At 55.3% G+C, this 10,756-nt stretch carries 12 protein-coding genes; 5 read left to right on the top strand and 7 right to left on the bottom strand.

Annotated features, from left to right (window positions below):
• The 3 genes from GKAS_RS20500 to GKAS_RS20490 form a co-directional block, all read right to left on the bottom strand.
• Positions 1–332 (bottom strand): DNA gyrase subunit A (locus GKAS_RS20500; protein ID WP_035896954.1); only part of this gene is annotated, 332 nt, incomplete at its 3' end.
• A gap of 110 nt (positions 333–442) precedes the next feature.
• On the bottom strand, positions 443–1,309 hold the full coding sequence (locus GKAS_RS20495; RefSeq protein WP_035896952.1) for an AraC family transcriptional regulator: 867 nt from the start codon (positions 1,307–1,309) through the stop codon (positions 443–445).
• A 73-nt stretch (positions 1,310–1,382) separates the two neighbouring features.
• Complete coding sequence (locus GKAS_RS20490; protein WP_035896950.1) at positions 1,383–1,775, bottom strand: YgiW/YdeI family stress tolerance OB fold protein; 393 nt, start codon at positions 1,773–1,775, stop codon at positions 1,383–1,385.
• Positions 1,776–1,925: 150 nt separating this feature from the next.
• Between GKAS_RS20490 and qseB the strand changes: the two genes are divergently transcribed.
• From qseB to GKAS_RS20470, 4 genes are all read left to right on the top strand, one after another.
• Positions 1,926–2,585: a quorum sensing response regulator transcription factor QseB gene (gene qseB, locus GKAS_RS20485; RefSeq protein ID WP_035896948.1), complete on the top strand. Its 660-nt coding sequence runs from the start codon at positions 1,926–1,928 to the stop codon at positions 2,583–2,585.
• Positions 2,582–3,931 (top strand): quorum sensing histidine kinase QseC, encoded by a 1,350-nt coding sequence (gene qseC / locus GKAS_RS20480; protein ID WP_035896946.1) that lies wholly within the window; start codon positions 2,582–2,584, stop codon positions 3,929–3,931. Before qseB ends, qseC begins: the two co-directional genes overlap by 4 nt.
• A gap of 105 nt (positions 3,932–4,036) precedes the next feature.
• Complete coding sequence (locus GKAS_RS20475) at positions 4,037–4,618, top strand: NAD(P)H-dependent oxidoreductase (RefSeq protein WP_035896944.1); 582 nt, start codon at positions 4,037–4,039, stop codon at positions 4,616–4,618.
• A 30-nt stretch (positions 4,619–4,648) separates the two neighbouring features.
• Complete coding sequence (locus tag GKAS_RS20470) at positions 4,649–4,963, top strand: putative quinol monooxygenase (RefSeq protein ID WP_035896943.1); 315 nt, start codon at positions 4,649–4,651, stop codon at positions 4,961–4,963.
• Between the two features lie 117 nt (positions 4,964–5,080).
• Here the strand turns inward: GKAS_RS20470 and GKAS_RS20465 are convergent, their stop codons facing one another.
• The 3 genes from GKAS_RS20465 to GKAS_RS20455 form a co-directional block, all read right to left on the bottom strand.
• Positions 5,081–6,271, bottom strand: a complete 1,191-nt coding sequence (locus GKAS_RS20465) for a glycoside hydrolase family 88 protein (protein ID WP_035896941.1) — start codon at positions 6,269–6,271, stop codon at positions 5,081–5,083.
• A 25-nt stretch (positions 6,272–6,296) separates the two neighbouring features.
• Positions 6,297–7,565, bottom strand: coding sequence for an oligosaccharide MFS transporter (locus GKAS_RS20460; RefSeq protein WP_035896939.1), 1,269 nt, complete (start codon positions 7,563–7,565; stop codon positions 6,297–6,299).
• Between the two features lie 97 nt (positions 7,566–7,662).
• Positions 7,663–9,501, bottom strand: a complete 1,839-nt coding sequence (locus GKAS_RS20455; protein ID WP_035896937.1) for a DUF2264 domain-containing protein — start codon at positions 9,499–9,501, stop codon at positions 7,663–7,665.
• 152 nt (positions 9,502–9,653) lie between these two features.
• Between GKAS_RS20455 and GKAS_RS20450 the strand changes: the two genes are divergently transcribed.
• Positions 9,654–10,511 carry an AraC family transcriptional regulator gene (locus GKAS_RS20450; protein WP_035896935.1) on the top strand — a complete coding sequence of 286 codons (858 nt, stop codon included), beginning with the start codon at positions 9,654–9,656 and terminating at the stop codon, positions 10,509–10,511.
• On the opposite strand, the gene GKAS_RS20445 is transcribed toward GKAS_RS20450, so the two are convergent.
• The coding region (locus tag GKAS_RS20445; protein ID WP_035896933.1) for a TRAP transporter large permease subunit at positions 10,508–10,756 on the bottom strand (249 nt) is incomplete at its 5' end. The genes GKAS_RS20450 and GKAS_RS20445 overlap by 4 nt on opposite strands.

Raw genomic sequence — 10,756 nt, 5'->3', positions numbered from 1 at the left:
TCGTCCGGTGCCCCCCAGTTCCCCTGGCCATCGACCAGCGGGTAACGGTAAGAGAACGGCTGCGCCATCAGCACCATCGCTTCATAACAGGCGCTATCGCCGTGCGGATGGTACTTACCCAGTACGTCACCGACGGTACGGGCGGATTTTTTAAATTTCGCGGTGGCGTTCAACCCCAGTTCCGACATTGCATAAACAATGCGGCGCTGCACCGGTTTCAGGCCATCGCCAATAAACGGCAACGCACGGTCCATGATGACGTACATGGAGTAGTTTAAGTAGGCGTTTTCCGTAAATTCATGTAGCGCAAGGCGCTCTGCCATATCGCTCATTAACAGTGGATCCTCAATCTGCATGCTGACCGTTCGGACGGCAATATTGCCGCAGATAATAACCTATCTCACGGTCTGAGTCACAAACCGTGAGATAGGTTGAGAGCGGGTTAACGAAGCGGCAAATAAATATCCGTCAGCAGCGCATGTTCCGGCACCTCATGAACAAAGTTGAGGTACTGGAAAAAGACCGGGAAGTCGCGCGGCGTCTCGCCGCTGCCCGGCAGCCACTCGCGAAACAAATACCAGACGCTGTCAGGCAGTGAATCCAGCGAGCCCTGATGACGCACCACCGCGCAGCGCCCGCCGGGGATTTCAGCGTTAACCACGCCAAACGCGTTCTCCGGTATCGGTGCTGCGACGCTGCCGCAGATATCAAAGCGAAACTGCTCCGGCGGCGTCGTTTGCGGGTCGTGCCAGGCAATGCCGTAGGTCTGACTACTTTTCACCGGCGACAACCCGGTGCTGCGTCGCCATTCAATAAAGGTTGCCGCGCTGTCGTTCACCCGATCCGGATGCCCTTGATGGGTCAACATAGCGACGTTGGTATGCGGAAATTCAACGATTTTTACGTCCATTACGTTCTGCTCCTGTAATGCCAGTTTAGGTACGCGTTGGTGCCAGGCCGCCCAGTTTGGTTTTTGGCGGAACTGGCGCGGGCTTTGGCCAAACGCGGTTTTAAAGGCACGAGTGAACGACTCCGGGTTCTGAAACCCGGCATCCAGCGCAATATCGATAACCTTATCCTGTGGGTTAAACGCCAGCCGCCATGAAGCGCGGCGCAGGCGTAACCACTGGATATAGCGATACAGCGGCAGGCCGCTCCAGGCGGTAAATTGCCGATGGAAATGAAATGGCGAACTGTGCGCCATCCGGCTTAACGCCTCAAGCGAGAGAGGCTCATCCAGATGACGCTCAATGTGGTCGCAAACGCGCCGCAGGCGTTCGGAATAAGCCGCGCTTAATAAGTCACTCATCACTGCCTCCTTGCGGGACATTCTGCCCACCTGGCCGCAGTGAATCCTGACCGATCTTGCGCAGTCTTGGGGATTACGGATTCACTTTGCGGATCTGCTTCACGTCGATTTCAACGGAGTTCCAGTCTTTATCCACTTCGCCCTGGATTTCAACCACATCCTGCGGGGTGATGGTCTGGCCGTTCCAGCGTTTGTGGTCAATATCCACGTTTACGGTGCCGCTGGCATCTTTAAAAATATACAGATCGTCAGAGACGCGCTCGATAATATTCCCACGAAGCGTGACCCAGGTGTCATCCCGCATGGTTTTGGCGTTCGCCGCGGTGGTCACGGTGCCGTTAGGGCCAACGAAGCCGCCGGCCTGCGTCGTCGTGGTAGACGGGCCGGAAAACCCGCCCTGAGTGGCAGCCAATGCCGGTGCAGAAGCCAGAGCAAGGATAGCGGCGATAGCAGCAAGTTTCTTCATGATGTGTTCTCCCTTTTGTGTTGTATGAGGACTATTACACCCGCCATTTCTTAACAACTTCTTAAGGGGAAAAAAGATTTATTTTTGCTGTACAGTAACCGCAAGGGCGCGGTTTACTTGGCATACAGAGCAGCAGGCAAGGAGCAGCAGATGCGCATTTTATTAGTGGAAGATGACAAGCTTATCGGCGACGGCATCAAAACCGGGCTCGGCAAAATGGGCTTCAGCATTGACTGGTTTACCCGCGGTGAAGAGGGCAAAATTGCGCTCTATAGCGCCCCGTACGATGCGGTGATCCTGGATCTCACCCTGCCCGGCATCCACGGGTTGGACATTCTGCGCGAGTGGCGCGAAAAATCTCGCCGCGAACCGGTGCTCATTCTTACCGCCCGCGATGCGCTGAGCCAGCGCGTAGAAGGGCTGCGCTTAGGCGCTGACGACTACCTCTGCAAACCGTTCGCGCTGATTGAAGTCGCCGCCCGACTGGAAGCGCTGATTCGCCGCGCCCACGGCCAACCGAGCAGCGTACTGCGCCACGGCGAGGTGGAGCTTGACCCAAACCATCTGACCGCCACATTTAAAAACGAGCCGCTGATACTGAAGCCGAAAGAGTTTGCCCTGCTGGAACTGCTGCTGCGCAACGCCGGGCGAGTACTGCCGCGTAAGCTCATCGAAGAGAAGCTTTACAGCTGGGATGAAGAGGTCACCAGCAACGCCATTGAAGTACACGTCCACCATCTGCGCCGCAAGCTCGGCAGCCCGTTTATTCGTACCGTCCACGGTATCGGCTACACGTTAGGTGACCAATGAACCTGTTCCGCCGCCTGAGTCTGCGCGTTCGCCTGACGCTGCTGTTTATGCTGCTCTCCGCCGTGGCCTGGTGTTTTGCCAGCGTCATCGCCTGGAAGCAAACCACCGATAAGCTGGACAAGCTGTTTGATACCCAGCAAATGCTGTTTGCCAAACGCATCAGCGCGATGGATTTCGCCGACCTGCCGACGTCCCGCCAGTGGATTCGCGCGCCTAAGAAGGTTAAACACGGGCATCTTGATGAAGACGCGCTGGCGTTCGCCATCTATACCGTCGACGGCAACATGGTGCTGCACGACGGCGAGAACGGACCGTTCATTCCCTATCACTACCGCCGGGAAGGCTTTGACGACGGTCACTTGAGCAACGATGACGATAGCTGGCGATTTCTGTGGCTGACTACCGCCGATAAAAAATACCGGATCGTGGTCGGCCAGGAGTGGGACTACCGTCAGGAGATGGCGCTGGACATCATCACCGGCCAGCTAACGCCGTGGCTGGTTGCCCTGCCGGTGACCTTTTTACTGCTGATTCTGTTGATTAGCCGCGAGCTAGCGCCGCTCAAAAAATTAACCCGCACCCTGCGCCAGCGCCACCCAGACTCCGGCGAGCCGCTGGATACCCAGGGCGTGCCGAACGAAGTGCGCCCAATGCTGGATGCGCTGAATCTGCTGTTCCGCAAAACCCACGATATGATGACTCGCGAGCGACGCTTCACCTCCGATGCCGCCCATGAACTGCGCAGCCCGCTCACCGCACTGCGGGTGCAGGCCGAAGTAGCACAGCTGTCGCAGGACGATCCGCAAAGCCAGCAAAAGGCGCTGATGCAGCTGCACGCGGGTATCGACCGCGCCACTCGCCTGGTCGAGCAACTGTTGACGCTTTCCCGTCTTGATTCGTTAGAACAACTCGCCGATGTGCAAACGGTGAATCTTGGCGATCTGCTGCAATCCTCGGTGATGGATATCTATCACACCGCGCAGAAGGCGGGCATTGAAATTCGCCTGCACCTGAACGCGCAGCAGGTTACCCGCACCGCCCAGCCGCTGCTGATGAGCCTGTTGGTGCGTAATCTGCTGGATAACGCCGTGCGCTACAGCCCGTCGGGTAGCGTCGTTGACGTCACGCTGGACAGCCAAGGTTTCATAGTCCGCGATAACGGGCCGGGCATTCAGCCGGAAGCGCTGGCACGCATCGGCGAGCGCTTCTATCGCCCGCCGGGGCAGGATGAAACCGGCAGCGGACTTGGTCTGTCGATTGTTCAGCGGATTGCGACGCTGCATGGGATGACAGCGACGTTTGCTAATGCCCCCGGCGGCGGCTTTGAGGTGACGATTCGCGGGTAGCTAATTATTGCTAATTCAGCAAAAGACTTTGCACATTTTGCACATTTAATCGTTACAGCAAGACGAGTATCATGCCCCTCAAAAGCCAACTTTTGAGGATTCATCATGAGCAACATCCTGATTATCAACGGTGCGAAGAAATTCGGCCATTCTAACGGCCAACTGAACGACACCATGACTGAAGTCGCGGAGACCTTCCTGCGCGACCTCGGGCATGATGTTAAAGTGGTTCGCGCCGATAGCGATTATGACGTAAAAGCCGAAGTCCAAAACTTCCTGTGGGCCGACACCGTTATCTGGCAGATGCCGGGCTGGTGGATGGGCGCGCCATGGACCGTCAAAAAATATATCGATGATGTGTTCACCGAAGGCCACGGTTCTCTGTACGCCAGCGATGGCCGTACCCGCTCCGACGCCAGCAAAAAATATGGTTCCGGCGGTCTGATCCAGGGCAAAACCTATATGCTGTCCCTGACCTGGAACGCCCCAATGGAAGCTTTTACCGATAAAGAGCAGTTCTTCCACGGCGTGGGCGTTGACGGCGTTTACCTGCCGTTCCACAAAGCCAACCAGTTCCTTGGAATGGAAGCGCTGCCGACCTTTATCGCCAACGACGTGATTAAAATGCCTGACATTCCACGTTACGTTGCAGAATACCGCGAGCATCTTGCGAAGATTTTTGGTTAACTGGTAACCTGGAATTAGAAGGAGTTAATCATGTTGACAGTTATTGCTGAAATCCGTACTCGTCCGGGCCAACATCATCGTCAGGCGGTACTGGAACAGTTCACCAAAATTATCCCAACCGTACTGAAAGAAGACGGCTGCCACGGCTACGCGCCGATGGTGGACCACGCCGCAGGCGTGAGCTTCCAGACCACAGCACCAGATTCCATCGTGATGGTTGAAGTGTGGGAAAGCGTAGCGCACCTTGAAGCGCACCTGCAGACGCCGCACATGAAAGCCTGGAGCGAAGCGGTGAAAGGCGACGTTCTGGATACGACGATTCGTATTCTGGAAGCGGGCGTTTAATCCTCCGAGTGTCGTAGTAGGCCGGATAAGACGGAACGTCGCCATCCGGCATTCGCGCAGCACCACGCCTGATGGCGCTGCGCTTATCAGGCCTACCGTTCCGTAGGCCTGTTTCATCTACCAGTAGAGCTTCCAACTCTGCGACATGCGCACCAGCGCTTCCACATAGAAATAATCCCCCCAGCTACAGCACTCATCCACACCTTTATCGCTGGCGAAGTGATACACCGAGTGTTTCAGCACGCCGGTACCCGGCTCGTCCACGCCCATCAGATAATGTTTCGACAGCGACGACATAATGCCCATCGCCCACTGCTGATAGCGCTCGCGATCCGGATCGGTGGTCGGCAGATGCTTCACCAACTCCAGCAAGCCGCACACCGCAATCGCCGCCGAGGATGAATCCCGCAGCGCGTCGGTGCCCACCAACGCCAGATCCCAGTGGCATACGTGGTCTTCCGGCAGGCGATTGAGGAAGTAGTTCGCCAGCTTTTTCGACAGGCTAATCAGTTCTTTATCGCCGGTATAGAGGAAGCTCAGCATGAAACCATAAATGCCCCACGCCTGACCGCGCGACCAGCAGGAATCATCCGCATAGCCCTGCTGCGTTTTGCCAAAGCGCGGCGCGCCGGTCTGCACATCCATATAGTAGGTGTGGTAGGTCGAGGCGTCTTCACGCACCAGATACTTCGCCGACTGGCGTACGTGGGCACGTGCGGCATCGGCGAATCTTGGATCGCCGGTTTGTTCAGTGGCCCAGTAGAGCAGCGGCAGGTTCATGGTGCAGTCGATAATCATGCGCCCCGCCTGCTCCGGGTCAGTCAGTACGCCCCAGGCCTGGATAATTTCCGCTTTACGATGGAAGCGCTCCAGCAGCGCTTCCGCTGCCTGCAAAGAGAAGCCGCGCGCATCGCGATTGCCGGTTAAGCGCCACGCTGACACGCAGGAAAGCGTGTACAGAAAGCCCAGGTCATGCGTGTTGGTGTCGCAGCGGCCCGCAATACGCAGGCCAAACGAGCGCACGTGTTTTTCCGCCAACGCCCGGTATTTCTCCTCGCCGGTCATCTCCCAGGCCAGCCACAGCTGCCCGGTCCAGAAGCTGGTCGTCCACTCGACATTTTCGGTGAGCGGATAATAGCCGTCCACGCAGGCTTCACCCGGGAATTTATCACCGAAATCCGTTAAATGACGGCTAATCAGCTTAAGGACGTGGCTACGCGCCGAGCACAGCTCATCGTTAAACGTCTGAAGATTAACGGGTGCACCCGGAAATTCGCGCAGGGTTTCCTCAACGATAGGGTTTAACATATTCGGTTCCTTCATTCAGTAAGGCTTATTTAGAAATACCATTTTCAGCGACATCAAGTGCAGGCTGGCGATGATTCTGACGTTTACAGGAGGATAAAGTGAATGCGGACACCAGCGTAAAGAACAGCGCAATTCCGCCCATAATAATATAAGTCTTTTCAAATCCAATTCGGTCGTATAATAAACCTGCCGGGGAAGAGACCACCACGTTGCCGATATATAACATGGCCTGATAACCCAATAAATACATGGTGGCATTGACGCGTTTATCGAAATGCTCGGCAATATATTTAAAGACCGATACCAGCAGCAGACAAATTTCCAGGCCGTACAGCGGTTTAATAACCGAAATCAACAGATGTGAGTCGCACAGGCCGGAAATCACCAGGCGAGCACCAACGAGCGCCCCTACAATGATCAGGCCGCGTTTTGCGCCAATATAGTTAACGAACATCGGCATAAAGATGTACATCACGAACTCGGTGCCGGACTGCACGGTTCCCAGTAGACCGAAGATAGTGTTGCCTTCGTGCACATCGCTAAAGAAGGTGACAAAGTAGCGTGAGAACTGCTGCTCAGCTACAAACATCATCCACGCTACGCCTGCCACATACAGGCAGAAAGCCCAGAACTTGCCGCTTTTCAGCAGATCGAACACGTCTTTCAGGACAATCTTATCCTTCGAGATAACCGCGCTGGCGTTGCTGGTTTCAGTATCCACTTTCAGGCTAATCAACACCGCCAGCATGACCAGCGATGCCACGCTGCCGAGAATAAAGTTGTAGGCCGGGGAGATATTAAACAGCAGGCCGGAGAACGACGACGCCACCGCCCAGCCGAGCGAGCCCCACATACGAATCTGGCCAAACTCCATGCTATTCAGACGGCTGTAGCGATCGGCATAGGATTCACAGGCCGCCACGCCGGCATACCACGCGAAGCTCAGATAAATAGCACCAACAATAATCCCCACGGTGGTGTAGGAGAGCAAGAGCGGCTGGTAGACATAAATAAAGAATGGCGCCATCAGGGCGGACATTACCACCACAAAATAGAGCAGATATTTACTCATCCCTATTTTATCGAGTATGTAGCCGTAAATCGGTTTAAGAATAACGGAGAATATGCCGTTTACGGCAAACACGGTACCAATTACCGCACCGCTGAGTTCTGCTTTTTGTCCAAGCCAGATGGCAAATAAACCAATACTGGCTGACCAGGTAAAGAAATATAAAAAGATAAATGAACTTATTTTGTAATATTCCAGCCTGTTTGTTGACGATAGTTTTTCCATACGGTCCTCGACAAGACGATGTAGGGGTACAAACTCTGCATCATGGTGATACAGAGTTTGTCAGGAGGTATTCCGGTTTATTGTTTTATCCGGGTATTTAAAAATTCAGCGTTGTTATTTTTCCACTGACGTTATCCGTCACGTTCAGCGTATTATTTTCAATATGCAGCGTTGGCAATGCTGGCAACAGCATATTGTGGTTACCGCTTGCCACCACGGCGCAGCATAGCCAGTGTTCACCGGGTGCTATCTCACCCGTTAACGTTGGGATTGCCGCGCACTCAGCAAACATCACGCTGCTGTTCGGCGGGGTAATGACGCTATCGGCAACGCGAACGGCCAACGGCGAGAGATCCACCACCACGCTCACGCCGTTGGCCGCATTCACCAGGCTTTGATGCACGGTTAGCTCCGCCTCGGCTTTCATCACCGCAAACCCCCCTTCTACCGTCTGTAGGCGACGCGCCGTATTCACGCGGTGAACGCGAACGTGCCAATCGCCGCATGGGATAAGCCAGGTATCCACCTGCACGTCGTGCCACGGCAGCCAGCGTGAGTAAATAGCGCCATCCAGCATCTCAACGCTCTCGCATTCGCGGCGACCGCGCCAGTAGTTGTCGTTATCCGACAGCAGCAGCATCGAGTCACAGGCCGCGTGCTTAATGCCGTAACGTCCCCGCTCGATGGTGAAGCCAAAGCGCGTTGAGTAGGCAAATTTGGTGTACTTGGCCTCGGTGTTGACATAGTTGTTCAGCTCGAGCTGACCGGAAGTGAGCATCACCACATGCTGCGAGTTGTCGCTGTGCTGCAAAATTTGCTGGGCGGGTACAATCGCATGCACCGGTTCCAGACTCGGCAGCGGCAGCTCTTTCGCCTGCCAGAAAGCGTGGGTTTCCGGCAGCGCCATGATCAGGAATACCTTCAGCGCCCAGTACGGCGAGCCCGGCGAGTTGTAGTCCTCGCACATCGCCAGATTCGGGTAGGCAAAGCCCAGCGTCAGGATGCCATCGCGGTCAAAAATCGGCTGTTCAAGCCACCAGCGCAGGTGACGCAAGATAATGCCTTTCACCACGCCCGGTGGGAACACGTCGAGCCCGGCGAAGGCCACGCCGCTCCAGAAAGCGACCATCGCAAAGCGGTAGGTCAGGCTGCGGCCAAACGGTACAGATGCTCCGTCGGCAGCGGAAAGATAGATAAAATCCTGGGCAAACAGGCAGGCGCGTTCACGCAGCATCGCGGCGCGCGCTGGGTCATCCTCCGCGTTCAGCGTGGCATAAATCAGGCCGTAAAAGTGGAACGCCATCGAGATGTAGTAATCCTTCGGACGCCCCGGACCATCGGAGTACCAGCCACCGCCCAGATAGTAGGCTTCCATCATCGTAAAGCGGCGGTCGATAGCGGCCTGATCATACGGCAGTCCGGCACGCTTAAAGCCCAGCTGCACGATAATCGCGAAGTAGTTCCAGTTGCTGTCCGGCATCTGGGCATCGGTGATTTGGTTCAACCAACGGTGCAGGTTTTCAAGCTCGGTAGCGCTAAAGTGACGGGTCAGCTTGTCCTGCAACAGCGCCAGACCGAGTCCGTAGGCCGCCATCTCAACCAGACGCTGGTCGTACGGCCCGGTTTCGCCCCAGTAGGACGGGCTTTGTGGGTCGGTACCCAATTTAATCGCCGTGAGGTACTTATCGATAAACGGTACCGTTTCGCCCCCCGCCAGCAGCGGGAACAGGCCCCAAAGCGCTCTCGATAAGCCCTCCATTTCCGCGATATCCGTGCTGTAGTGCGCGCAGGTTTTCCCCAGCGAGAACTGTGCAACGTTGGCGGGAAACTGTTTATCGAGAGCGCTCAGCATCGCCGTTAGCGTATCCGCTACGTCCTGTCGTGATGACAATATTTTTGATATTTCCGCCACTGTCCTGACCCCTAATTTAACCATCCTCGAAAGTGGCTAAAGCATAGAGAATCGGGGTGGCGTAGAAATGTTAACCCGGTCACAACTGATACTATTCAATGAACCGCCGCTTGATAAAATTTAAAACAGTGGTTTAGTAGTAAGATTAACCCGGCAAAAATTTAAATTTATTGCACATGACTTCGTCCTGGAACGCCGAACATCTGGAGCTGATCACGCTAAATGACGCCGTAGCGTCGTTTAGTCGCCTTTTTGCCAATACCGTGCGCTATCAGCACTGGCATCAGTGTCTGGAAATTCTCTATGTTGAAGAGGGGTTTGGCGTGGTGATCGTCGATAATCGCCAATACACCATGCGCCCCGGCAGGCTCTTTTTCTTCCCACCATTCACGCTGCATAAAATTATGGTCGATGAGAAAGCGCAGGATAGTTACCGGCGGACGATTATCCATGTCGATCAGCACGCCATCGCAACGCTGCTGCGCCACTTTCCGGAGAATCATCGCCGCCTACAGGCACTTTCGGCTCGCGGCCGCCCGGCATTCGTGGCGGATTTAGCCGACCAGCACGCGCACATTGATCACCTGTTCAGCCTGTATGCCTCTATGTCCCACGCCTCCGGGCTCAGCACCGAACAAATCACCTGCATGCTGATGACGCTGTTCAATATGCTGCCGCCTGCGCAGGAAAAAATGCCGGAATCCGCGCGCGGTATCGCCAGTTCCGTCATGTTCTGGATTGAGGAAAACTATCGGCAGAAGTTCAGCCTCGATGCGCTGGCGCAGGAGTTGGGGAAATCACGCAGCTATCTGTCGCGCCGCTTTCACGCTGAGACGGGCGAGAATATTCACGATTATCTCAACACCATCCGGCTGCGGCGAGCCTGCGAGCTGCTGCTGCACAGCGCGCTGCCGGTAAGTGAGATTGCGGGTCAAGTGGGCTTTTCTGAGGTGACCTACTTTATTAGCTCATTTAAAAAGGGGATCGGTGAGACCCCCTTGCAGTATCGAAAAAATCACGTCGCCCGGGCCTAGTGGAACCGCCCCGGCAGCCATAGCGAAAGCATCGGAATATAGGTGATGATAATCAGCACCAGGAACAGTACGCAGTAGAACGGCACCATCGCCTTCACTACCGTTTCAATTTTCTGCCCGCTCACGGCGCTCGCCACAAACAGCACAGAGCCAACCGGCGGCGTGATGAGGCCAATCCCCAGGTTCATCATCATGATGATCCCGAAGTGAACCGGGTCAATTCCCAGCGCGACCACAACCGGCAG

This window comes from Kluyvera ascorbata ATCC 33433 (genome assembly GCF_000735365.1).
GTDB lineage: Bacteria > Pseudomonadota > Gammaproteobacteria > Enterobacterales > Enterobacteriaceae > Kluyvera > Kluyvera ascorbata.
This window is presented reverse-complemented; position numbering and strand designations above follow the sequence as displayed.